Raw genomic sequence first — 23,904 nt, 5'->3', positions numbered from 1 at the left:
TCAATAAATCATTTGAAAAAAGACGTAAAAAAAGAGAGTTAAAATCGATTTAACGATAAAAAATAAATTAATTATAATAGGAGGATGAACATGAAAATTATCATAATAGGATCGGTAGCAGCAGGTACATCTGTAGCAGCAAAAGCACGAAGGAATGACGAACAAGCAGATATCACACTCTATAATGCAGATTATGATATTTCCTATTCAGTTTGTGGAATTCCTTATTTTTTAGGTGGAGAAATAGATGAATTGGAAACTTTAACACCAAGGACTCCATCTTGGTTTAAAAAACGATATAATGTAGACATTTTTATCCGACATGAAGTTACCAGTATCGATGCAGTAGAGAAAAAAATCCAAGTGAAAAACTTAGATACAAACGAAGTAAAAGAGGATATATATGATGTATTAGTTTTTGCAACAGGTGCATCACCAATTACTCCTGAAATTAGTGGTGTAGAATTGGAGCATGTTTTTCAGGTTCGAACCATTCAAAATACGAAAGCTATCGAAAAATTCATTAAAGAAAAGCAACCCGAAAAGGCTACTATTATTGGCGCAGGTTATATTGGCTTAGAAATGGCAGAACAGCTTAAAACGAGAGGATTAGATGTAACGCTAGTGCAGCGCAGTAATCAAGTTATGTCTCATTTGGATAAGGATATGGCTTCACGTGTGGAAGAGCACTTAGTTAAAAAAGGAGTAAATCTCGTTTTAAATGAGGAAGTAACAGCTATAAATAAAAAGGAAATACAAACAAAATCAGGAAAATTTTTAGAAACAGATATGGTCATTTTAGCAACTGGTGTCCGTCCCAATACACTATTAGCAGAGGCAATAGGTGTTAATATTGGTCAATCGGGCGCGATCGTCGTAAATAGTAAAATGCAAACAAATATACCAGATGTGTATGCAGTAGGTGATGTTGCGGAAAGTTATTCTTTAATAACAGGGAAACCACTGTATCGTCCATTAGGTAGTACAGCCAATAAAATGGGAAGAATAGCTGGTGATGTGATAACTGGCGGATCTTTAGAGCATCGTGGTATTTTAGGTACAGGCATTCTCCGGGTTTTTGACTTAGCTGTTGGACAAACTGGTATGAATGAAACAGAAGCATTGGAAGAAGGATATACAATTGAAATCCTGCACAATATCAAACCTGCCAGAGCGGAGTATCTTGGCGGGAAAGAATTAATCATTAAGGCAATTGCAGATCGAGAAACAGGTAGAATTTTAGGTGTTCAAATAGTGGGGGAAGAAGGGGTGGATAAGCGAATTGATGTATTTGTTACAGCAATTACATTTAAAGCAAAAGCAGAAGACTTATTCCATCTTGATCTTGCGTATGCTCCACCATTTAGTACAACAAAGGATCCTGTTATGTATACTGGGATGGCTTTGCAAAATGCTATAGAAAAGAAAAATAAATTAATTACACCAAGTGCTTTAACTGAAAGAATGAAAAGCGGTGAAGCTATACAGGTAATTGATACACGTGCTGCAAAACAATTTCAAGCTTCATGTGTGGATAGTGCCATTAATATACCGCTAGGTGAGTTGCGAGAAAAATCAAAGGATCTCGATCCGTCCCTCCCTACTGTGACATATTGCAATAGTGGTGTAACAGGCAATGCTGCACAAAATGTATTACGAAATTTAGGATACAGTGACATTTATAATCTTTCTGGTGGAAATAAGAATTATCAAAACTATAAGAAGAGAAAATAAGGATAGCAAACATTGGAAGGAACCTTTAAGCTCAATACTTATTGGTTCTTTTTTTACACGCAAAATTTAGATAAAAAACGCAAGAAATGAAATAAGATCAGTAGATAGACACTTGAGCTATCCCTGACCTTAGTAGATTATTGACAGTTGGCTAATGAGCTTACGCCTCTCTGAGATCATTTGTACTCTTTTCAGTAGTTTGACGTAAAGTATAAAGGGTAAATAAATCTTTAGGAATTTCAAATAGCTGATAAGTAGTGCCAGAACTATTTAAAGTTTGTAAAAGATTGCTTCTTGCCTCATTAGCAGAAATAGCATAAGGAAGCTTTTCGGCTGCTTTTAGAGAACGTATATTAGTGCTTCTGATTCGCATTAATATGGTGTCAATATTTAGTTCAAAGAATGCCTCCGAGAAGAACAGTTCCTTTGCTAATTTATTGTATCCTTTTCCATGATAGGGTTTCCCTAACCATGTACCAAGAAAGCCAATATTGTCATTAAGATCATATAGACTTATCGTACCAATTGGATTTTGCCATTCATCCAAAATGGTTCTTGAAATAAGCTCACCTCTTTCTTCTGCTTCCATTGTTTGTTTTGTTAGAAAAAGGTATTCTTCATAAGAATTAGCTTTTTGACGCACAAATGGGAAGACATCTGAATGCGTCATTAAAGGATATAATGCTTGGCATTCCTCAAGGTCTCTTTTCTTTAACATAATAAACCCTCCATGTCCTGAGGGCAGAACTTACTCTTGATAAAGAAAAGCCCACCCTCGAAATTTTTAATCCAATTGAAAAAAAATTTCGGGGTGGGAATCGAACCCACTAGAACCAAAGCGGTGGCGCACCATTTGCCTTCCCATCTTTTATTATTATCTCATGATAACAAATTACCTTTCTATATCATACAAAATTACGTTGAAAATGAAAATAGGAAAATACAAACAAAATGTAAAAATTTAATGAAGAAATGTAAAGGTGAGGGAGGCTAAATAGTTATATAGGTAAATGAACATACTTTAAATAATCGGACAAATATTAAATGAAAATGAAACATTTAATTCAATCAATCGTATATAATAATATAGCAATTATACTTACTATTTGGAGGTTACTAATGGATTTCAAAAAAGATTTATCATCAACTGATGAGAGAATTTTTGCAATGTTGATTTACGTATCTAGTTTCTTTACTACTTTTATCGGACCATTAATTATTTGGCTCGTGAAAAAGGATTCTCCTTTTGTTAATTATCATGGTAAAGAATATTTCAATTTTTTAATTTCTTATGCGATCTATTCCTTTATTGCCTGGATTCTGGTATTTATTATTATAGGAATGGTTATTTTACCTATTATTGGAATAATGGCTTTTGTATTTACAATTATCGCAGCAATAAAATCTTATGAGGGACAAGAGTACCATATTCCTTTAACGATTCGTTTTATTAAATAGTACATTTTGCTATAGCTTACACGCATTTTAAGAATGGCAGCATATTCACTTAGTATAATACTATCCTTACTGATTTTTGTGTATTTGCAGATAGGGGATATGCTGTTATTTTATGTTTTTTTCCATTTCTAATGCTCTATAAAAATAGAAAGCATTACTCACGATAATCGTCTTGTTAATGGAAAATAAATCCCTGTAAATTGAATGTTTTCATAGGTGCTTATGGATTTATCTTCTAAAAGAATACAATCTTTAGGGACTATTTTTTCCTTAAAATAATTCATTAATGCAGATGCTTCTGTTATATCCGCTCCATTCCCTTGTCCTCTTGTTACAATTATTTTTGTAGATTGATTATTTTCCCAATAATTTTAAGCGATTTCTGCACGACGAAAGCTAATCTCCATTTACTTTTACTCTTAATACGATCAAATAAGATACCTCATTTGTTGGCTAATTGCTGCTGTGTTTTTATTTTTAAATAAGAGATATATAGGTAATAAATGAAAATAATAGGCAAGTTAATAGAATAAATATCATTTTTTTTAAAAAGTCTCCTCCAACTAATCATAGATTTGAGTAGAAATTAATAGAATAGATACTAAAGATTTAAAAATACGCATAAACTCACAATCCTATCTTGTAAGTAAGAATGGAAATAAAGGAGACTCGTTATGAATATAGAAAAATATTATAAATACACAGCCGTTTCCGCTTTAAACGCTAGTCTAATTAGTTGCATTCCAATTTTTCTTTTCACTGTGCTGTTTATTTTTAGACATTCTAGCATTACTTATTTCTTGCTTTTAGTGCCATTTGGATGCTATAGCGTAACTTGCTATAGCCAGTATTATTTACATAAACGACGATTCGAAAAGGTAGATACAGTATTTTCATTCGGTCAAGTTAAATCCATTTTAAAAACAAACACAGTTGTTTTATCCTTTTTACCCGCCCCCTCATTGCGTATGGTTATTTTTGATGGAAATGGACAAGAAATTGGAGAAATTAAAGACGTGAAATTTTCCGTCATTCGCTGGTATCTTCCATTTTTATTTGACCGGTTTTATGCAAAATTATATGGATTTTATAATACTGAGGACGAGCTTCAATATACGATTAGAATGAAGAGTAATAGGATAGAGATTTTAAATAAAGACAATAAAATTATTAGCACTATAATGGAGCTTAAAACAGATAAACGATCTTTGCGTATTTTTTTATATGGTGAAAATACAATCAGGATGAAAAAGAGCTTTGGAAACATGGAATATCATTTTGAGAAAGAAGATGGTATTGTATTAGCACATTTGAGAAAAGGATGGATGCCAAAAGAGTGGTCAAAGCGTTTCATGGATCCGAATCTACCTTTATTAACAATTGATCCACATGCCTCTCATAGAGAAGTAATCCATTTATATGCTTTATTGGCGAAAATATTAGCGTATACAAATCATTAATATATTTGACTGTTTTCGTAAAGTGTCATGCCATGATCCGCAGCCTAAATACACTTCGCTTTCCATGGGGCGAGCGCCGATCCGCTTCGTCGCTGTGCTCCTGCAGGATCTCGGACTTTCTCGTAGCTCTCATAGGGAGTCTACGTGGATTCAGGCTACCAGTATTTCTAATTAATTTATTTTCCCTATTGAAAAAGAAACAATCTTTTAGAAAGCGGCCATTTCTTTTCATGAACGCAAGTATAAACGAAAAAAAAGTTACCCTACTTTATGCAGGAACTTTTAATAAGAAAATAATACTATAAAAATGAAAAATCATCGTGATATGTAGGAAAAAGTCAGTATTTTCTCCTAAAAAACATTGGCAAAGCAATGGTAATCTGCTATCATAAATTCTTGTGGCTACCCTATTTAATGCTAAAAGTCATGTCAATATCTGACATGCTTTTCTTATTTTTAAGGGGGAAGCGGGTAGGGAGAGGGCTATAACTAAATAGGTATTTCAGATGAAAGATTATATTTTTTCATTTTTTAAGCTAAAGGAAAGTCAAACAACTATTAAAAGTGAAATTATTGCAGGGATTATTGGATTTTTTACTGTTGTTTACATTGTGGTAGTAAATTCCTTAATCTTGGCAGAAGCAGGTATTCCTTTAGAAGCAGCAATAATTGCCACAATTCTTACTTCAGTAGTGGGCTGTTTTTTAATGGGATTTTACGGGAATGTTCCGATTTTACTTGTGCCAGGTATGGGGATTAATGCTTTATTTTCTTATACAATTGTAAATTCAATGGCTCTAACCTGGCAAGAAGCTCTTGCGGTTGTATTCATTTCAGGAATTTTGTTTATGATTGTTGCCTTTACGAAACTTGCAAAGATTGTGAGTGATTCAATCCCTGTTTCGTTAAAAGAATCGATTACGGTTGGGTTAGGTTTATTTTTAATGTTAATCGGTTTGGAAAAAGGCGGGATTGTAGAAAGAGGAACGAATTCCATTATTGCATTGGGATCGTTTAGCGATTTACATGTATTAGCAACTGTACTCACATTTTTAATTAGTATTGTCCTATTCTTAAGAAATGTGAAGGGAAACTTCCTAATTACGATTGTTGTTGGGACACTCATAGCATGGATGTTTGGGCTAATTGATGTAAATAGCGGAAATAGTCAATCGCTTCACTTGCAAGAATACAAAAATGTGTTTGGTCATTTGTCTTTTGATAAACTTATAACGATTCCATTCTGGATTGCTGTATTTTCACTAACAATGGTACTTATTTTTGAGAATATTGGACTGGTAAATAACCATGTGCAATATATTAACAGACCAGAGCGATTTACAAAGGCTTTTCGTGCTAATTCTATTTCTGTATTTCTTTCTAGTTTTTTTGGCACAAGTCCAACGGTAGCGACAGTGGAAAGCTCTGCAAGTATGACTGCAGGTGGAAGAACAGGTTTAACCGCGGTAACAACAGGGCTTCTTTTTCTTTGTTCTGCGTTTTTTATCCCTGTCATTAAATTAATACCAGACAGTGCCATTGCACCGATTTTAATTATTATTGGAGGATTAATGCTACAGAATATCCGTAATCTGGATTTAAAGGATTTAAGTGAAAGTTTCCCCAGTTTCTTTATTATAGCCATGATTCCATTTACTTACAGTATCGCTGATGGCATGGCAATTGGATTTATCCTTTACCCAATTTTAAAGATAGCATTAGGTAAAGCAAAAGAAGTTTCACTTCCTTTGTATTTCATATCCTCATTGTTTTTGATTAATTTTATACTACAATATACACATTAATCAAAGAGAAATACCATCCTTTATCAAAATTCTTTTTTTACTAACTTACCAGGATAAAGGATGGTCTTTATCATCGCAAATAAAACTGCACCTTAGATGCCCCTATAATAAGACAATTTAAACGATAAAAATAATAATCTTACACTCAAGGTTCGACAACCTTCTGCTTATAAATTTATTAAAATGGCAATAACTATGGCATAAATAGATTGACGGAGGTAAAGGAATGGAAGTTTTTGTGGCGAGACAGCCACTATTTAATCAAATGGAAGAAGTTTATGGTTATGAATTACTTTATAGACATAATAATATAAATTCATTTCCAAATGTAAATGGAGATCAGGCAACAACCGAAGTGCTTATTAACAGTTTCTTTAATATTGGAATAGATAAACTATCAGACGGAAAACCTTGTTTTATCAATTTCACAGAAAATTTATTAGAACTAAGGCTACCGACATATTTTCAACCAAGAGACATTGTAATCGAAATTCTCGAAACCGTTATTCCTAGTCAAAAAATAATCAATATTTGTTTAGAGCTTAAACAACTAGGCTACAAATTAGCGTTAGATGATTTTATTTTTGACAAAAGTAATCAATACTCCCACTCCTTGCTATTGCTAGCAGATATGATTAAAGTTGATTTTCAGCAAACGACCATTGATTCGAGGGCGGAATTGGAAACGTTGGCAAGAAAGCATGAAATTGAATTGGTTGCAGAAAAGCTGGAAACAAGTGAAGAGTATGAACAAGCTAAAAACAAAGGATATCATTATTTTCAAGGCTACTACTTTTCTAGACCACTGATTATGTCTTCTCATGATGTACCAATCTATATTCATACTTATTACAAAATACTTGAACTTTTGAATGATGAAGATCCAGATATTAATCGTATTTCAAAATTAATCGAACAGGATATTTCATTGTCCTATAAACTATTGAAATTAATAAACACACTAGGCTATGGGATAAAGCAAAAAGTAACTAGTATTAAAAATGCGATTATTTATATTGGACTTATTGAGCTGCAAAAATGGATTTACGTTTTAACGGTGAGAGAAAAAGAGTGGAAGAATGGAATCTCATTTGAAGTTATGCATAATTGTATAATCCGCTCTAAAATGTGTGAATCGGTAGCAAAGCTAATACCTGGTAGATTGGAATATGGCAGTTTTTTTTTAACTGGGATGTTCTCACTTATGGATACTATTATGAATAGAGATATGGCAACAATTCTTTCTGATTTACCTCTAGATGAAACGATTGTGCAAGCCTTATCAGGTGAGAAAAATATGCAACGAGATGTACTTCAATTGGTCATAGCTGCAGAAACAGCTGACTGGTCTAGCATTGGACTTGGCTGTAAAGAGTTAAATATACAGGAAAAAGAATTATTTAAAGTATATGCAGAATCCATTTCATGGGCTAAAAAGCTTTTAGATGAAGATTATTTATAATGTTTGAAATAGGAGCCTTAACGACTTTATTATAAGCCGTTAAGGTTTTTGTTATTTTCTATTATCCTTTACTAGGAAGAATTGATTGCAGGTTAGACGCAGGAACAGTAAAATGAAAGAAGATTGAAATTAGCTTGGAGGAATTGGGAAATGAATTTAAAAATTACAAAATGTCATGGTAGTGGAAATGATTTTTTAATTATAGATGAGATAACAGATGGTTATCAGTTTTCCGAAGAAGCAAGAGCGGAATTAGCTAAAGCGCTGTGTAACAGAGAGTCTTCATTGGGGGCGGACGGAATTCTTTATGTCATGTCAAGTCAAGTAGCTGATGCAAGAATGAGAGTATTTAATGCAGATGGATCGGAAGCGTCTATGTGCGGAAATGGTATTCGTTGTGTTGCACGTTATGTTTGTGAATTGCTTGAAGTAGAAGAGGCTGTAATTGAAACGATGAAAGCTAATTTGGAAGTGAAAAATGAAGCGGATATTTATCCAAACATACCTACTTATTTAGTGGAGATATCTCCTGTATCATTTAAAACGAAGGATCTTCCGTTGCATATAGAATCAGATACATTACTGAATGAGAAAATCCAAGGGCTTCATAAAGATTTGTCATTTACCGCTTTGGCAGTACCAAATCCGCATTTAATTACGCTAGTAGATAAGGATATTCTTGATTCTGAAGTACAAGAAACGTTAAGTAAATATGTAAATGGACCAAATGAATATTTCCCAGATGGAGTTAATGTTAGCTTTGTTTCGATATTAGAACAAGGCAGCATCTATGTTCGTACATATGAACGAGGAGTTGGATTCACAAATGCATGCGGGACGGCGATGAGCGCATCTACTCTTGTTACGATATTAAATGGATATAATAAAGAAAATAGTTATGTTGATGTATATAATAATGGTGGTAAAGTTCGCTGCTATGTTCATCATCAAAATGGTCAATACCGTATTGATTTAATTGGAAATGCAACTTATGTTTATCGTGCAGAAGTAGCTTTAGAGTGGGATACAATCGAAAACTTTATCGTTAAGAATAAGGTTTATTTCGAAGATGAAGCTATCCAATATAATAAACTACAAGAAGAAGCACAAAATTATGTAGAGGCTCATTTAAAGTAAGGTTTATAATAGTTTTTTCTATATAGATAGGATAAAAAGGTCAGTGTATGGATTACTAATTTTAATAGTGATGCTTTTTGGATGCGCAGCAAACTCAGAACAACAAAACAAGCATAAGGATCGTATAGAGGTCACTCTTCAAAAGCCTATCGACGGGGATACCTGTACTTTATCAGAATCAATAAGAAAATGTGCGGTTTTTATTAGTCGACACACCAGAAACTTCCCATCCGCGATTAGGAAAACAGCCATTTGGACAAGATGCGAAGGAATTTACTACTAAGCTAGTGGAACAAGCAAAAACGCTTGAATTAGAATTCGACATCGGACAGAATCGAGATAAATACGGCAGACTCTTAGCCTATGTTTATGTAGATAATGTCATGATTCAAGAAGAATTACTAAAAAGAGGGCTTGCTCATGTAGCTTATGTGTATGCGCCTAATACTCGTTATATGGATGAATTCGAAAAGATATAGAAACATGCACAGAAAAAAGGTGTAGGTATATGGGAAATAAAGAACTATGCACAAGAAGATGGATTTCATCCAGAATCCATGGATTCAAATAAATCGAATGCTACAAAAGCATGTAATATTAAAGGGAATATAGGTGCGGAGAAAATCTATCATACACCTGATTCTCCATGGTATGAACAAATAAAGGCGGAAGTTATGTTTTGGTCTGAAGAGGAAGCTATTAAGGCTGGCTTTCGTGCCCTTAAGCGATAGTATTCTAATTTTATGGCAGTATATTATTTTTCAATTAGTAAATGGTAAGGATAAAAAGGATAACTACAATGAAGCCAATAAAGCCGTTTGAACCAATCTTAACTGATGTAATTCCGCAAGGTGACCAGTGGATTGCCCAAGTGAAGTGGGATGGAACAAGGATACTCACCTATTATGATGGGGATAAAACTCAATTATTTAATAGAAAGCAAAACGAAAGAACAAAACAATATCCGGAGCTCTTACGTCCAAATTCGTATATTCGGGCTGAAAATTGTATTTTGGACGGAGAAATAATCGCTTTACAGAATGGCAAGCCTTCTTTTTATGAAGTAATGAAGCGCGATCGAGTACGAAATTTGGATAGAGTTAGCCAATTACAGCAGGGAGTTCCCATTACATATATGATTTTTGATATCCTGTATGCTGATGACCAATGGTTATTAGATAAGCCTCTACGAGAAAGGCAACAAATACTACGAGAAAGGATTACTGAAAATGAAGTAATTCGGCTAGTGGAAAGCTTTTCCGATACAGAAGGTTTATTTAACGTTTGCATGGAGCATCAGCTCGAAGGAATTGTTTGTAAAAATCTTGAAAGTACATATGTACTTGAAGGAAAAGATACAAGATGGAGAAAGAGAAAAAAAGAGCAGGATTTAATCGCAGTAGTGGGTGGGGTTACTTTGAAAAATAAGACTGTCCATTCCCTTCAACTTGGACAGTTTGATAAGGAAGGAAAATTATTTTATATTGGTAGTGCTGGTTCTGGAAAATTAACAGCAAAAGACTGGGTTGCCATAACAAATGCCATTGAACCAATTATTATCAAGGACAATCCTTTTTTTAATCAAATAGATGTTAAGGATGGTGTCTGGCTAAGACCAGCTCTTACTGTGAAAATTTCCTTTTTAGAGTGGACAGAGGGCAGAACCTTAAGACATCCAGTGATTGAATCCTTTGTAACGGTCCCTATAGAAGAGTGTTTGTTGGAATAAAAAACAGGGAGTGATCCTCTTACAGGAACTCCCTGTTTATTTTTGGTGTTGTGTTAAAATTTCCAGGACTTGACGGAACGGCTGTTTTTCTTTTGCTTCAAAATATGTAGAAAATGGATTAATCCCTTTTTCTAATCTTTGCAGGACAGTTTTCATTGGAAATTGACTAGGATGCAGGTTATTTGTTAGTTCCTTCCATTCGATTGGGCACGCAACATATCCACCTTTGTTACCGCGAATAGAGTAGGGTGCAATAATCGTTTTTCCCTCACTATGCTGGATATAGTCAATGTATAATCTATTTTTTCGGTTTTTTTTCAGTCGTTCAATTGTGAAAAGTTCTGGATTTGCTTCTATCATATAATGCGCGATAAATTCTGTGAAAAGCCGCACTTCATCGTAAGAAAAAGTTTTTTCAGGAAGTGGTAAATAAACTTGTATCCCTTTGTTTCCCGAGATTTTTAAAAAGGATTGTAGGTGCAATCTATCCAAAATCTTTTGCAAAACTTTTGCTGCTTCGATTGCCATATGAAAATGTTCACTTGAAGGCGGGTCTAGATCAAATACAATTTCAGAGGGCATTCCATTTGAGTAGATTGTTTCAAATGGGATATGAAATTCAAAAGCTAATTGATTTCCCAACCACATTAGAGTTTCTTGATTATTACAAACAATATATTGAATGTCCTCATTTACATATGTTTCTATAAACGAAGGAGCATAATCTGGGCATTGTTTTTGATAGAATGATTCTCCAAACAGACCATGGGGAAAGCGAATGGTTGTCAGCAACCGATTTTGCAAAAAAGGAAGAAAATAGGAACTTACCTCCTTTAAGTATAAAAGATAATCGAGTTTAGTAATGCTCGTATCGGGAAAAAGTGGTTTGTCAGGGTGAGTAATGGTAGTGCCAGCTGTTAGAAGTAAATGTTCTAATGTGCATTCGCGCCAATTTTGTTTAAATAAAAATTTAGAGAAAACAGGATTGATTATTTCATGATGTTTGAATGAGGAAAAATGTAGTTCCACACAAATTCCTGGATCCATATAATAAAAATCTTCATCTTCTTTTTGGCAATGTTCTTTTATAATGCCTAACAGGGCGGTCTTCTCCTCTTCCTTTAACCCTTTTTTAAAATTCCCGACAGTTATTATTTCCTTATTTAAACAGACGCTAACACTAAATGTCTCAGCTTTTTTATGATAATTACTAATAAAAAATGCGGCTGTATGCATAAGTAATCCTCCTGATAATCATTCGATAATAATAGTATATCCTTGCTTTGTTGCTATGTATGAATGATGTTCACTACCAATAATTAAATGGTATGAAAAAGACATGGAAACACAATGTATTAATAGATATAAAAAACGATTTATATGGCTCATGGTAAGAAATCGTACTAATTTTTTATGGAAGTAATCTAATTAAAAGAGGATGGAGATATACTATGCACACGATGTGGAAAGGAAATATAAGTTTTGGATTAGTGAGTATACCGATTAAGTTGCATTCTGCAATTGAGGATAAAGATATTAAGCTAAGAACGCTTCATAAGGCGTGTCATGCTCCTATTAAATATGAAAAGAAATGCTCTGCCTGTGATAAAGAAGTAGCTCCAGAAGAAATTGTAAAGGCATATGAGTATGCAAAGGGAAAATATGTTGTTCTCGATGAAGAAGACTTAGAAAATCTTCGCAAAGAGAATGAGGATAAAGCTGTAGAGATTATTGATTTTGTGAAAATGGAAGAAATTGACCCCATTTATTTCGAAAAGTGTTATTATATGTCTTCAGGTGAGGGAGGAAATAAGGCATATGCTTTATTAAGACAAGCCTTGCTTGAAACAGGAAAAGTAGGAATCGCAAAAATCATTATTCGCTCAAAGGAGCAATTAGCCATTATTCGAGTGTATGAAAATACGCTTGTGATGGAAACGATTCATTTTCCTGATGAAGTTCGCAAGGTGGAAGATGTACCAAATGTACCTGCGGCCAATCAAATGGAGAAAAAAGAATTAGAAACAGCCATTTTATTAATAGACCAATTAACAACAGAGTTTACACCGGAAAAATACACGGATGAATATAGAACCGCGCTTCTTCAGTTAATTGAAGCGAAAAAAACTGGAGAAGAAGTAGTGACAGGTACAGATAAGCAACAAAATTCGAATGTCATGGATCTAATGGCTGCGCTTCAAGCTTCCATTGATAATACAAAGCCAAAGAAAACAGAAGAAAAGAAGAAGAAAACAACGAGAAAGAAAGTTGCTAAAGAAGCTTAAAATTTAGATAGGTGCTAAGCTTGCATTGACAAGCTAGCACCGAAAAGTAGTGAGGGATTAACATGGAAAGAAAAATAACATTAAAGTATATAATCCTGATGATTGCTATTATCATAACTTTTAGTTGTGTTTTTTATTTAATAGCAAAACTAGTTACCAGTTCTGATATCATTGCTTTTGACGATACGATTATTGATTTTATACAGTCATTTATTTCAGATGATTTAACAATATGGGTGGAACGGGTGACATTTTTAGGATCCGTATCTTTTATAACCACTGCATTACTAATAATTACTGTTCTTTTGTTATGGAGAAAAAAATATGCTTTAGCAATCTTTTTTGTTTTTGCAAATGGTTTCGGTGCATTGTTAAATAAATTGCTTAAATGGTTTTTTAAAAGAGAGCGTCCAGATATTTTGCCTGTTATAATAGAGGAAGGATATAGCTTCCCAAGTGGACATTCAATGGGCTCTCTTATTTTCTTTGGTTCATGTGCTTACTTATTTATACATATTGTGAAATCGACTGGAAATAAAATAATTGCATATATGGTTGCTTGTCTATCTATCATTCAAATTGGTATAAGCAGAATATATTTAGGAGTCCATTATCCGACAGATGTTGTAGGCGGATATTCAATTGGAATTGCCTATTCAGCCGTTTGTATTTTAGCTTTTCGGCTATATGAAATTATATCGAAACGATAATTTTTTAATCTTAAAGAGAGTTTGTTAATATTGAGGAGCATATACAAGGTATATTAATTTTGCAATAAAGTGAATTTTGGGGGAAGAAAAATGAATCAGCATATCATACCTGCATCTTCAAATATGAAGGAATTTGAAGCTTTTTTAAAAAGTGATTATGAAATTGGCGTGTTCTTAGAGGTGCATATTTCTCAATTAAAGCATATTAGCCTACTTGCAAAAAAGGCAAATAAGAAAATGATTTATCATGTTGACCTAATTCAAGGATTAAAAAGCGATGATTTTGGTACAGAGTTTATCTGTCAAGAGTTTAAGCCATATGGGGTAATATCTACAAAATCATCGGTTATTTTAAAAGCAAAGCAGAAAAATGTAATTGCTATACAAAGGGTCTTCCTGCTCGATAGTCATGCGATTGCGAAAAGTGTTAAATTGGTTCAAAGAACGCATCCGGATTATATTGAAGTTCTTCCTGGTGCAATGCCTTGGATGATTAAGGAAATTAAAGAGAGTTTGAATGTACCTATACTTGCTGGTGGTTTGATTCGCACAAAAGAAGATGTTATAAAAGCAATCGAAGCTGGTGCTACAAGTATTACTACCTCCAAAAGAGAGTTATGGGAAAATATAAAGTGAGCTGATAATGAGTAAATACTATTTTTATAGTGGAAATATCAAAAAAAATTGACAGTCTGTAGGTAAGCGGTTACAATAAATTTACAAGTTAATTTAATGTGTAGGAGAAAAGGAGATGCACGCAGGTTGCCATAATTTATTTATTGGCGATAATCTGTAGTGCTCTCCTTTTTTTGCGCATTTTTTAACCAATTACACTCTGTGATTTGAATCAAAAAGATGTAATAACAAGCTTCAAACTAGAGTCAAAAAAGTTGCTTTTAATTTTTGTGTAAAATCGAAATGAAACAGAGTGAAAAAATGATTGGAGGGATTCGAATGTCTGTGTTTATGGGAGAAGTTATTGGAACAATGATTCTGATTGTATTTGGCGGAGGGGTCGTAGCAGGTGGAAACTTAAAAAAAGCGTTCTCAAATGGCGGTGGTTGGATTGTTGTTACGATTGCATGGGGATTAGCAGTAGCAATGGGTGTATTTGCTGTAGGAAGCATTAGTGGAGCGCATCTAAATCCTGCAGTTACGATTGCTCTAGCAATAACTGGGGATTTTCCATGGAATCAAGTAGGTCCTTATATATTGGCGCAAATGATTGGTGCGTTTTTAGGAGCCTGTATTGTTTATTTGCACTATCTTCCACATTGGGGAGCAACAAAGGATCCTGGTGCAAAATTAGCAGTGTTTTCAACTGGTCCTGCTATTCCACATACTTTTTCCAATATATTAAGTGAGTTGATTGGAACGTTTATGTTAGTACTAGGATTGTTATTCATTGGTGCAAATAGTTTTACTGAAGGTCTTAACCCAATAGCTGTAGGTTTATTGATTGTTGTAATTGGTATGTCATTAGGAGGCACAACGGGTTATGCAATTAATCCTGCTCGTGACCTTGGTCCAAGAATTGCCCATTTTGTACTGCCGATAGCAGGAAAAGGAACATCCAATTTTGAATATGCATGGATACCGGTAATTGGTCCGATTCTCGGAGGTTCCCTAGCGGCAGTAATATATACGTATCTTTTTAAAGGAATTGTCTTATCCAGCTTCTGGATAGTTTTAGGCATAAATGCGATTGTTTTAATGCTTGCATTTTTTATGACAAAAGGGGAAAGTAAGAGTATTAGTAAAAAAGTAGCGTAAATATTTACTAAACTGGGGAGGAATTAATATGGAAAAATATATTTTATCATTAGATCAAGGGACAACAAGCTCTAGAGCGATTATCTTTAATAAAAAAGGAGAAATTGTGCATGTTGCACAAAAAGAATTTACGCAAATTTTCCCAAAGCCAGGCTGGGTAGAGCATAATGCTAATGAAATTTGGGGTTCCATTCTAGCTGTAATTGCAACCGTTTTATCGGAATCTGAAATTAAACCAGAACAAATTGAAGGAATCGGGATAACAAATCAGCGTGAAACAGCAGTTGTATGGGATAAGAAATCTGGGGTTCCTATTTACAATGCAATCGTCTGGCAATCTAGGCAAACGAATGAAATTTGTGAAGAATTAAAAACACAGGGCTACAATCAGCTTTTCCGTGATAAAACAGGATTATTGATTGATGCGTATTTTGCGGGTACAAAGGTTAAATGGATTTTAGATCATGTAGATGGGGCAAGAGAGAAAGCAGAAAATGGAGATTTGTTATTTGGAACTATCGATACATGGCTTATCTGGAAATTGTCAGGTGGAGAAGCACATGTAACAGATTATACAAATGCATCTCGTACATTAATGTTTAATATTTATGATTTAAAATGGGATCAGGAATTACTAGATATTTTAACAGTCCCAAAATCGATGCTTCCCGAAGTAAAGCCTTCTTCTGAAATATACGCATATACGGTTGAAGGGCATTTTTTTGGTAATAGAATTCCGATTGCGGGAGTTGCTGGAGATCAGCAGGCTGCATTATTTGGGCAGGCATGCTTTGAAGCTGGTATGGCGAAAAATACGTATGGAACAGGCTGTTTTATGCTCATGAATACAGGAGAGAAGGCAGTCAAGTCAGATCATGGTCTATTAACAACAATTGCATGGGGAATAGATGGAAAAGTGCAGTATGCGCTAGAGGGAAGTATTTTTGTTGCTGGATCTGCTATTCAATGGTTACGAGATGGACTAAGAATGCTAAAGGATGCGAAGGATAGTGAAGCATATGCAAGCAGAGTGGAATCAACGGATGGAGTGTATTTAGTTCCAGCGTTTGTAGGACTTGGTACACCTTATTGGGATAGTCATGTAAGAGGTGCGATGTTTGGCGTAACAAGAGGAACAACAAAGGAGCATTTTATTCGTGCGACACTGGAATCACTTGCTTATCAAACAAGAGATGTTCTCTCTGCGATGGAAGCAGATTCGAATATTCAAGTAAAAACGTTAAGAGCAGACGGAGGAGCAGTTCGAAATAATTTCCTTATGCAATTCCAAGGAGATATACTAAATGTTCCAGTAGAACGACCAGTTGTAAATGAAACAACCGCGCTGGGAGCTGCGTATCTTGCAGGATTAGCTGTTGGATTCTGGAAAGATCAAAGTGAAATTGCAGAACAATGGAGTTTGGATCGTTCCTTTGAACCAAAAATGGAAGAAGATAGAAGAGAAGAATTGTATAAAGGCTGGAAGAAAGCAGTCAAGGCAACGATGGCTTTTAAATAAGAAATATTACTTACTTATTTAAATAATATAAATACTATGAATATAAAGAATAATATGTTATAATTTACTCAAGTTAATAATTTTGTCTGGAGAATCGGAGAGACCACAACGCATTATCATTCTAATGGTAATGTAGCCTTGTGGTCTCTTTTTATTTTCCCTAAAAAAACTGCTTACAACTCAATTAACCCATTTGTTTCAACAGAGAACATAATTTAACCAACATGGTTTTCACTTAAAGGGAGGTTATTACTTTGCAAAAGAAGCCAAGTAATAGAGAAAAAATAGAACAGCAATTAATGAATAAAAAATTTGATGTGTTAGTTATTGGTGGAGGTATAACAGGTGCGGGGATTGCCTTAGATGCAGCAACAAGAGGAATGGAAGTAGCGCTAGTAGAAATGCAAGATTTTTCAGCTGGAACTTCGAGCAGATCGACGAAATTAGTTCATGGAGGACTACGCTATTTAAAGCAATTTGAAGTGAAAATGGTTGCAGAGGTAGGGAAAGAAAGAGAGGTTGTATATGAAAATGGCCCACATGTGACCACGCCTGAGTGGATGCTCCTTCCCTTGCATCAAGGAGGAACCTTCGGGAAATTTTCAACGAATATTGGTTTAAGAGTATATGATTTTCTTGCTGGAGTAAAAAAATCAGAACGTAGAAAAATGTTATCAAAGGATGAAACGCTATCTAAAGAACCTTTAATTAAAAAAGATGGTCTAAAAGGTGGCGGATACTATGTGGAATATCGAACAGATGACAGTCGTTTAACGGTTGAAGTACTGAAAAAAGCAGTAGATAATGGGGCGACTGCCATTAATTACACGAAAGTAGAAAACTTCTTATATGATAAAAATGGTAAGGTGGAAGGTGTTGAAGTTAGAAATCTAATAGAAGGCACCGTTTATCCAATTTATGCAAATACTATTGTCAATGCAACTGGGCCATGGGTGGATACGTTAAGAACAATTGATGGAAGCAAGAAAGGAAAAACGCTTCAGCTAACAAAAGGGGTTCATTTAGTTATTGATCAATCGGTATTTCCCCTAAAACAAGCCATATATTTTGATACTCCTGATGGCAGAATGGTTTTCGCGATTCCGCGAGATGGTAAAACCTATGTAGGGACAACAGATACCTTTTATAGTGATAATCCCATCCATCCATCAATGTCTAAAGAAGATAGGGATTATATTTTAGGGGCAATTAAATTTATGTTCCCTTCCGTATCCGTATCAGCGGAGGATGTAGAATCAAGCTGGGCGGGAGTTAGACCATTAATTTTGGAAGATGGAAAAGACCCATCTGAAATTTCGCGAAAAGATGAAATATGGGAGTCTGAAAGTAAATTAATTACCATCGCTGGAGGCAAACTAACTGGTTATCGAAAAATGGCAGAAACTGTTGTTAATCTAGTTGCAAGTAGATTGCAAGAAAAAACAGAAAAAACATTTAAAAAATGTATGACAAAATCATTGCCAATTTCAGGTGGTGAAGTTGGAGGTTCAAAAGGATTTTCGACATATATCAAAGATATAGTAGTGAAGGGAATTAATGCAGGGCTCTCTAATGAGGGTGCAGAAAAAATCGCAACGTTATATGGTAGTAATGCTCCAATTCTTTATGAGCTAGTAAAAGAGTCAATTGGAAGTTCTGAAAAGCTTACTCCAATAGTACTTTCAAGAATTCGTTATGCCATGGAATATGAATTTGCTATGACGCCTACAGATGTTCTTTTAAGACGAACAGGAATGCTACTTTTTGATATAGATAAAGTACAAGAAATAAAGGAAGCGGTAATAGAGTATATGGCAGATTATTTTAATTGGAGCGAAGAAAGAAAAAAAATATTATCAGCTGAATTAGAAGAAGAAATCCAAAAAGCCACAGTGCCAATTGAAGGAAATTTGATTAAGAAATAAATTCCTTCAATTATTCTCTTTTTTTAACAGTCTAAAAACTTACTAAAGATAGGGGAAGTTTATTGGGAAAATACTGAGTAGGCTGAATACATATAGACTTAAGTGGGATAAGCAAAAAAGGCGAAGATGGCACCGCCCCCCCACGGAAAGCGAACTGTATTTAGCCTGCGGTTTTAAGGACATCTTCTTTTGTTAATTTACTTGGGTTTTGATAACCATTAAATTAATAATTTTACAAAAAATAGGGAGATTAAAAGTTGACTTATATCCAATTCTAAGATATGATGTTCCTTGTATGTATTTGAGGTTTAAAAAGAATTTTGTAGAATTATGTGTAAGGTAACTAAGATATTTATAAGTAAACGGAACAGCTCTATAAGAACATTCATAACAATTACACTCCAATTATCTTCAAAAACACATTTAAAATCCTTCCTAATGCGGATTAATCCTTCCATTATTTTTTTCAGAAATGTATTTTTGTGTTCTGCACAATTCACCCTAAATTCACACTGGCACGGCCTAGGAGCCGTAAGGATGAAAGAGAGGTAGGGCTTTCGTTGTTTTAGGCATTTACACCATTAAATAGTATTAGTGTATTTCCTTAAATATATGCATAGCTAATGTGTATTCATTATTGATGGATACGGTAGTAGTCAAAGGATCTTCTGAAACTGACTTTATAATCAGTTTAGAAGATCCTTTTTTCATTTGCTTAGAAAAGTGATATTTTTGATTGAGTGATGTTCAAAATCATCGGAAAATTTATTTCATTTAAAATAGAGCTATGTTATGATACATAGGTACTTATCAATACATAGTGACTGACGACATAGATGGAAATAACCATATGGGAGCTGTGTATATGTATAGCCGGTCGTCTGGGCAGAAGAGCAGCAAAGCGCACTTCTTTTTATAATTTACCAGGAGGTATATACATGTCGAAAAAGCTGATTTTAGACGGAAAAGTAGTAGCAAATGCAGTGAAGGATGAATTAAAAGGAAGAATAAGTGCTCTAAAGGAAAAAGGGGTAACTCCTTGCTTAGCAACAATATTAGTTGGAGATGATTCATCATCCGCTACGTATGTAAGAATGAAAGGTAATGCATGTGCTAAACTTGGAATAGAATCTAGGAAAATCCACTTAGATAAAGAAACAACAACTGAAGAATTGTTAGAAACGATTAACAAATTAAATAAGGATAAGGATGTCCATGGAATCTTGCTACAGCATCCTGTACCAAGTCAAATAGACGAACGAAAAGCATTTGAAGCAATTGATATTGAAAAAGATGTCGATGGTGTCACAAGTTTCGGTTATGGACAAACTGCACTGGGTTTTGGGAAATACCCTTCTTGTACTCCAGCTGCTATTATGAGAATAATGGAACATTATGAGATAGAAGTTAGTGGGAAGCATGCAGTTGTTGTAGGTCGTAGTCCAATTTTAGGAAAGCCTGTATCTGCATTGCTCTTAAATAAAGATGCAACAGTAACAACCTGCCATTCTCGTACAGTGAATGTAGAGGACTATGTAAGACAAGCAGATATAGTTATTGCTGCAGTAGGGAAAGCAAACTTTATTCAAGGCGAATGGATTAAACCAGGCGCAGTAATTTTAGATGCAGGCTATAATAAAGGCAATATTGGTGATGTGGATTACGAAGCTTGTTTAGAAAAGGCTTCAGCGATTACACCTGTTCCAGGAGGGGTAGGTCCTGTTACCATAAGTATGCTTTTAAAACATACGGTAGACTCAGCGGAAATAGCATCTCGCTAAAAGGATCTTTAAATGATGCATTTCCGAAAAATAAAGAAAACTAAAGTTTTGAAAACGTTATTGACAAAAAGCCAATAAGATTATATTATAAGGGTAACGCAATTAAGTTCGGTATATGTTTTATGGATAAGGTGGTCGTAGCTGCAATGTATGTAGGCGATTTTCTTCTACATCATTCCAGCTACGGCTTTTTCATGTTGAATGACGTATCGATTCCTAAAAGTTATATTAGGTGCTTAGTGTGTAACACATTTTTGGAGGTTTTACAATGAACACAGGTAAAGTAAAATGGTTTAACGCAGAAAAAGGTTTTGGTTTCATCGAGTCTTCTGAAGGGCAAGATGTATTCGTTCACTTCTCTGCTATTCAAACAGAAGGTTTCAAAACTTTAGAAGAAGGCCAAGACGTAACTTTCGAAATCGTTGAAGGTAACCGTGGACCTCAAGCTTCTAACGTAACTAAAGCTTAATAAAAAATTAAAAAAAGGTGATGCCTTTCAAAATGCATCACCTTTTTTAATGATGTTTACAAGCACTTCTATAATAAGGAGTATTTAATATAAAAAGCTTTGCGAAAAAATATTTTTCTAAACGAAAGCATTAAGTGATTTATTTCACTATCCTTTTACATTAACTTAGCATTTATATAAAAATTCTCCATCAACTTCATTATATTCATCCGTTAAAAAACCACATAATTTCCCACTAAAGTATGGTATAAAGGCTTTTAATTGATCCTATTTACCTTAATGTTTTGGAAAATGAAAAAAAGTGAAATAAAATGGAGAGTATATATTTATAACAAAATAAAACAATACACTCTAGGTTGGTATTTTCTAAACAAATAATGTCCCTAAGTAATAGGGCGGTGTTTTAAGGTTTATATTAAAGAGTAATCATGCGCTAAAATTAGTGGAATCCATTCATTTTAAAATGATAAAGATCCTATCCTACGACATTTCTGGCCCTATATTTTAAGGAATATCAATCAACGGAGTACAATTAATAAGGAGGAAAAAGTATTGACAACTTTTTCAGATTTTAAATTAAGTAACGGTTTAGAAAAAGCATTATCAAACATGGGATTCGAAGAGCCAACACCTATTCAGGCACAGGCTATTCCGATTGCATTATCAGGCAAGGATATGATTGGACAAGCTCAAACAGGTACAGGTAAAACAACTGCATTTGGTGTACCTTTACTTGAAAAAATCGAAGTCGGCAAGGCAGTTCAAGGTTTAGTACTTGCTCCAACGCGAGAATTGGCTGTCCAAGTAGCAGAAGAATTAAATCGTATCGGTTCTGTAAAAGGAATTCGCACATTACCAATTTATGGTGGGCAAGACATTAACCGCCAAATCCGCGGTTTAAAAAAGAAACCTGAAATCATCGCAGCTACACCAGGTCGCTTAATTGACCATATTGAACGCAAAACAATTCGTCTGCAAGATTTAAAAATGATTGTTCTTGACGAAGCGGATGAAATGTTAAATATGGGATTCATTGAAGATATCGAAAGAATCTTAAGTGAAACTCCAGATTCTCGTCAAACACTATTGTTTTCTGCGACAATGCCAAAAAGAATTCAAAGCCTTGCAGAAAGATTCATGGTAGAGCCTGAAATAGTTAGAGTTAAAGCAAAAGAAATGACAGTAACAAACATCGAACAACATTATATGGAAGTGCAAGAACGCCAAAAGTTTGATGTATTATGTAGCTTACTTGATATTCAATCACCAGAACTTGCAATCGTCTTTGGACGTACAAAAAGACGTGTTGATGAAGTGGTTGAAGGACTAATTAAGCGTGGTTACTCAGCGGAAGGTATTCATGGAGATATTCCACAAGGGAAACGTGACCAAGTTATCCGTCGCTTTAAAGAACAAAGCATTGATATAATGGTTGCTACAGATGTTGCGGCTAGAGGATTAGACATTAGTGGTGTATCCCATGTTTATAACTTTGATATTCCACAAGACCCAGAAAGCTATGTTCACCGTATTGGTAGAACGGGACGTGCAGGGAAAAAAGGTCTTGCAATAACGTTTGTTACTCCTAGAGAACTTGATCATTTACGTATAATTGAAAATGTAACGAAGAAATCAATGACTAAAAAACCTATTCCTTCCCTTACAGATGTGTTAGCTGGAAACCAACAAGCAACCATTAATAAAATTACAAAAACAGTTGAAGAAAATGAGTATTCTGAATATAAACGTGTTGCAGAGGGCTTATTGGAAGAAACTGATTCCGTAACATTACTTGCTGCAGCATTGAAGCTACTTACAAAAGAACCAGATGCTACACCAGTTAAATTAACAGCTGTTGAACCATTACGTTCGAGAAAGAAAGATAATCGTTCTGGTGGTGGCGGCGGTAATCGTAGACGTCGTACTGATCGTGGTGGAGAACGCGGCGGATATGATAGAAAACGCCCGAACTCTTCAGGTGATAGTAGAAGACCTAGAAGCCGTAACAGAAGCAAATAATTCCTTTGCTTTATCTAGAATGCACTTTTTTCTTTCGATAGATGGAAGTTTTAATTTCATCGTTTTAAATAAGGGAAATTGGGTATACTAGTTAAATGAAGGGTATTTAAAATATCCTTGTTATTTAAATCTAGGAGGCAATAAAAAATGGCAACAGGTAAAGTAAAATGGTTTAATTCTGAAAAAGGATTTGGATTTATCGAAGTGGAAGGTGGAGAGGATGTATTTGTACATTTTTCTGCCATTCAAACAGAAGGGTTCAAAACTTTAGATGAAGGTCAAGAGGTTAACTTTGATATAGAAGAAGGTAGCCGTGGACCGCAGGCTGTAAATGTGACAAAACTATAATTGTAATAAAGAGTCCTTTAAAGGACTCTTTTTATTTTAGAGTCTGGGACATAAGCATTTCAATTAGTAATAAATACGAATATCTATGCAATGTATATGTATTATTGTTCGTGTTTATCGTTTTGGAAAGAAGGCTGTTGCTATTACCAGCATATCTGAATACTTCGCTTTCCATGGGGCGAGCGCAAAGCCTCCTCATCGCTAGCTCCTGCGGGGTCTCGGACTTTTTCGCAGCTCCCATAGGAGTCTACGTGTATTCAGACTGCTCAGTTCTTCCATATAATTAAATT

Annotated in this window: 19 protein-coding genes, 2 pseudogenes and 1 riboswitch; of the genes and pseudogenes, 18 read left to right on the top strand and 3 right to left on the bottom strand. The window is 34.6% G+C overall.

Annotated elements, in window-relative coordinates:
* Positions 1 to 90: 90 nt before the first annotated feature.
* Positions 91 to 1,734, top strand: coding sequence for an FAD-dependent oxidoreductase (locus tag AB3U99_RS13805; RefSeq protein WP_400241786.1), 1,644 nt, complete (start codon positions 91 to 93; stop codon positions 1,732 to 1,734).
* A gap of 160 nt (positions 1,735 to 1,894) precedes the next feature.
* Here AB3U99_RS13805 and AB3U99_RS13800 read toward each other — a convergent pair whose 3' ends face one another.
* Positions 1,895 to 2,452 carry a GNAT family N-acetyltransferase gene (locus AB3U99_RS13800; protein WP_400241784.1) on the bottom strand — a complete coding sequence of 186 codons (558 nt, stop codon included), beginning with the start codon at positions 2,450 to 2,452 and terminating at the stop codon, positions 1,895 to 1,897.
* Between the two features lie 401 nt (positions 2,453 to 2,853).
* Here AB3U99_RS13800 and AB3U99_RS13795 point away from each other — a divergent pair, with 401 nt between their 5' ends.
* Positions 2,854 to 3,192 carry a DUF4870 domain-containing protein gene (locus tag AB3U99_RS13795; RefSeq protein ID WP_400241782.1) on the top strand — a complete coding sequence of 113 codons (339 nt, stop codon included), beginning with the start codon at positions 2,854 to 2,856 and terminating at the stop codon, positions 3,190 to 3,192.
* A gap of 158 nt (positions 3,193 to 3,350) precedes the next feature.
* Here AB3U99_RS13795 and AB3U99_RS13790 read toward each other — a convergent pair.
* Positions 3,351 to 3,542: pseudogene (locus AB3U99_RS13790) on the bottom strand (YdcF family protein); the annotation flags it as partial.
* A 324-nt stretch (positions 3,543 to 3,866) separates the two neighbouring features.
* Here AB3U99_RS13790 and AB3U99_RS13785 point away from each other — a divergent pair.
* From AB3U99_RS13785 to AB3U99_RS13760, 6 genes and pseudogenes are all read left to right on the top strand, one after another.
* Complete coding sequence (locus tag AB3U99_RS13785; RefSeq protein ID WP_400241780.1) at positions 3,867 to 4,652, top strand: hypothetical protein; 786 nt, start codon at positions 3,867 to 3,869, stop codon at positions 4,650 to 4,652.
* A gap of 506 nt (positions 4,653 to 5,158) precedes the next feature.
* On the top strand, positions 5,159 to 6,457 hold the full coding sequence (locus AB3U99_RS13780) for an NCS2 family permease (RefSeq protein ID WP_400241779.1): 1,299 nt from the start codon (positions 5,159 to 5,161) through the stop codon (positions 6,455 to 6,457).
* 226 nt (positions 6,458 to 6,683) lie between these two features.
* The gene (locus tag AB3U99_RS13775; RefSeq protein ID WP_400241777.1) at positions 6,684 to 7,919 is read left to right on the top strand and encodes an EAL and HDOD domain-containing protein; all 1,236 of its coding nucleotides are present in this window, start codon (positions 6,684 to 6,686) and stop codon (positions 7,917 to 7,919) included.
* Between the two features lie 150 nt (positions 7,920 to 8,069).
* Positions 8,070 to 9,056 (top strand): diaminopimelate epimerase, encoded by a 987-nt coding sequence (dapF, locus tag AB3U99_RS13770; RefSeq protein WP_400241775.1) that lies wholly within the window; start codon positions 8,070 to 8,072, stop codon positions 9,054 to 9,056.
* A 70-nt stretch (positions 9,057 to 9,126) separates the two neighbouring features.
* Positions 9,127 to 9,787: pseudogene (locus AB3U99_RS13765) on the top strand (thermonuclease family protein).
* A gap of 68 nt (positions 9,788 to 9,855) precedes the next feature.
* Positions 9,856 to 10,785, top strand: a complete 930-nt coding sequence (locus AB3U99_RS13760) for an RNA ligase family protein (RefSeq protein ID WP_400241773.1) — start codon at positions 9,856 to 9,858, stop codon at positions 10,783 to 10,785.
* 36 nt (positions 10,786 to 10,821) lie between these two features.
* Here the strand turns inward: AB3U99_RS13760 and ligD are convergent, their stop codons facing one another.
* Positions 10,822 to 12,021 (bottom strand): DNA ligase D, encoded by a 1,200-nt coding sequence (gene ligD, locus AB3U99_RS13755; RefSeq protein WP_400241771.1) that lies wholly within the window; start codon positions 12,019 to 12,021, stop codon positions 10,822 to 10,824.
* A 215-nt stretch (positions 12,022 to 12,236) separates the two neighbouring features.
* On the opposite strand from ligD, the gene AB3U99_RS13750 reads away from it, so the two are divergent.
* From AB3U99_RS13750 to AB3U99_RS13705, 10 genes are all read left to right on the top strand, one after another.
* Positions 12,237 to 13,070 (top strand): Ku protein, encoded by an 834-nt coding sequence (locus AB3U99_RS13750; RefSeq protein ID WP_400241769.1) that lies wholly within the window; start codon positions 12,237 to 12,239, stop codon positions 13,068 to 13,070.
* Between the two features lie 62 nt (positions 13,071 to 13,132).
* Complete coding sequence (locus AB3U99_RS13745; RefSeq protein ID WP_400241767.1) at positions 13,133 to 13,780, top strand: phosphatase PAP2 family protein; 648 nt, start codon at positions 13,133 to 13,135, stop codon at positions 13,778 to 13,780.
* Between the two features lie 90 nt (positions 13,781 to 13,870).
* Positions 13,871 to 14,416 carry a glycerol-3-phosphate responsive antiterminator gene (locus tag AB3U99_RS13740; RefSeq protein ID WP_400241766.1) on the top strand — a complete coding sequence of 182 codons (546 nt, stop codon included), beginning with the start codon at positions 13,871 to 13,873 and terminating at the stop codon, positions 14,414 to 14,416.
* A gap of 318 nt (positions 14,417 to 14,734) precedes the next feature.
* Positions 14,735 to 15,553, top strand: coding sequence for an MIP/aquaporin family protein (locus AB3U99_RS13735; RefSeq protein WP_400241764.1), 819 nt, complete (start codon positions 14,735 to 14,737; stop codon positions 15,551 to 15,553).
* Positions 15,554 to 15,581: 28 nt separating this feature from the next.
* Positions 15,582 to 17,072 (top strand): glycerol kinase GlpK, encoded by a 1,491-nt coding sequence (gene glpK / locus AB3U99_RS13730; protein ID WP_400241762.1) that lies wholly within the window; start codon positions 15,582 to 15,584, stop codon positions 17,070 to 17,072.
* 299 nt (positions 17,073 to 17,371) lie between these two features.
* Positions 17,372 to 18,997: a glycerol-3-phosphate dehydrogenase/oxidase gene (locus tag AB3U99_RS13725; protein ID WP_400248073.1), complete on the top strand. Its 1,626-nt coding sequence runs from the start codon at positions 17,372 to 17,374 to the stop codon at positions 18,995 to 18,997.
* Positions 18,998 to 19,807: 810 nt separating this feature from the next.
* Positions 19,808 to 19,891: riboswitch (ZMP/ZTP riboswitch) on the top strand.
* A 44-nt stretch (positions 19,892 to 19,935) separates the two neighbouring features.
* The gene (locus AB3U99_RS13720) at positions 19,936 to 20,778 is read left to right on the top strand and encodes a bifunctional 5,10-methylenetetrahydrofolate dehydrogenase/5,10-methenyltetrahydrofolate cyclohydrolase (protein ID WP_400241760.1); all 843 of its coding nucleotides are present in this window, start codon (positions 19,936 to 19,938) and stop codon (positions 20,776 to 20,778) included.
* A gap of 268 nt (positions 20,779 to 21,046) precedes the next feature.
* Positions 21,047 to 21,247, top strand: a complete 201-nt coding sequence (locus AB3U99_RS13715; RefSeq protein WP_016203922.1) for a cold-shock protein — start codon at positions 21,047 to 21,049, stop codon at positions 21,245 to 21,247.
* 552 nt (positions 21,248 to 21,799) lie between these two features.
* Positions 21,800 to 23,266: a DEAD/DEAH box helicase gene (locus AB3U99_RS13710; RefSeq protein ID WP_400241757.1), complete on the top strand. Its 1,467-nt coding sequence runs from the start codon at positions 21,800 to 21,802 to the stop codon at positions 23,264 to 23,266.
* A 147-nt stretch (positions 23,267 to 23,413) separates the two neighbouring features.
* On the top strand, positions 23,414 to 23,614 hold the full coding sequence (locus AB3U99_RS13705) for a cold-shock protein (protein ID WP_031535932.1): 201 nt from the start codon (positions 23,414 to 23,416) through the stop codon (positions 23,612 to 23,614).
* Positions 23,615 to 23,904: the final 290 nt, after the last annotated feature.

The sequence above is a fragment of the Niallia tiangongensis genome (genome assembly GCF_044704065.1).
In the GTDB taxonomy this organism is placed as follows: domain Bacteria; phylum Bacillota; class Bacilli; order Bacillales; family Cytobacillaceae; genus Niallia; species Niallia tiangongensis.
This window is presented reverse-complemented; position numbering and strand designations above follow the sequence as displayed.

Bases quoted from the DNA above. Each gene is read 5' to 3' on its own strand.
- AB3U99_RS13780 (WP_400241779.1), top strand. From the start codon at position 5,159: ATGAAAGATTATATTTTTTCATTTTTTAAGCTAAAGGAAAGTCAAACA.
- AB3U99_RS13740 (WP_400241766.1), top strand. From the start codon at position 13,871: ATGAATCAGCATATCATACCTGCATCTTCAAATATGAAGGAATTTGAA.
- AB3U99_RS13720 (WP_400241760.1), top strand. From the start codon at position 19,936: ATGTCGAAAAAGCTGATTTTAGACGGAAAAGTAGTAGCAAATGCAGTG.
- dapF (WP_400241775.1), top strand. From the start codon at position 8,070: ATGAATTTAAAAATTACAAAATGTCATGGTAGTGGAAATGATTTTTTA.
- AB3U99_RS13800 (WP_400241784.1), bottom strand. From the start codon at position 2,452: ATGTTAAAGAAAAGAGACCTTGAGGAATGCCAAGCATTATATCCTTTA.
- AB3U99_RS13775 (WP_400241777.1), top strand. From the start codon at position 6,684: ATGGAAGTTTTTGTGGCGAGACAGCCACTATTTAATCAAATGGAAGAA.
- AB3U99_RS13745 (WP_400241767.1), top strand. From the start codon at position 13,133: ATGGAAAGAAAAATAACATTAAAGTATATAATCCTGATGATTGCTATT.
- glpK (WP_400241762.1), top strand. From the start codon at position 15,582: ATGGAAAAATATATTTTATCATTAGATCAAGGGACAACAAGCTCTAGA.
- AB3U99_RS13785 (WP_400241780.1), top strand. From the start codon at position 3,867: ATGAATATAGAAAAATATTATAAATACACAGCCGTTTCCGCTTTAAAC.
- AB3U99_RS13760 (WP_400241773.1), top strand. From the start codon at position 9,856: ATGAAGCCAATAAAGCCGTTTGAACCAATCTTAACTGATGTAATTCCG.
- AB3U99_RS13750 (WP_400241769.1), top strand. From the start codon at position 12,237: ATGCACACGATGTGGAAAGGAAATATAAGTTTTGGATTAGTGAGTATA.
- AB3U99_RS13805 (WP_400241786.1), top strand. From the start codon at position 91: ATGAAAATTATCATAATAGGATCGGTAGCAGCAGGTACATCTGTAGCA.
- AB3U99_RS13795 (WP_400241782.1), top strand. From the start codon at position 2,854: ATGGATTTCAAAAAAGATTTATCATCAACTGATGAGAGAATTTTTGCA.
- AB3U99_RS13725 (WP_400248073.1), top strand. From the start codon at position 17,372: ATGAATAAAAAATTTGATGTGTTAGTTATTGGTGGAGGTATAACAGGT.
- AB3U99_RS13705 (WP_031535932.1), top strand. From the start codon at position 23,414: ATGGCAACAGGTAAAGTAAAATGGTTTAATTCTGAAAAAGGATTTGGA.
- AB3U99_RS13735 (WP_400241764.1), top strand. From the start codon at position 14,735: ATGTCTGTGTTTATGGGAGAAGTTATTGGAACAATGATTCTGATTGTA.
- ligD (WP_400241771.1), bottom strand. From the start codon at position 12,021: ATGCATACAGCCGCATTTTTTATTAGTAATTATCATAAAAAAGCTGAG.
- AB3U99_RS13715 (WP_016203922.1), top strand. From the start codon at position 21,047: ATGAACACAGGTAAAGTAAAATGGTTTAACGCAGAAAAAGGTTTTGGT.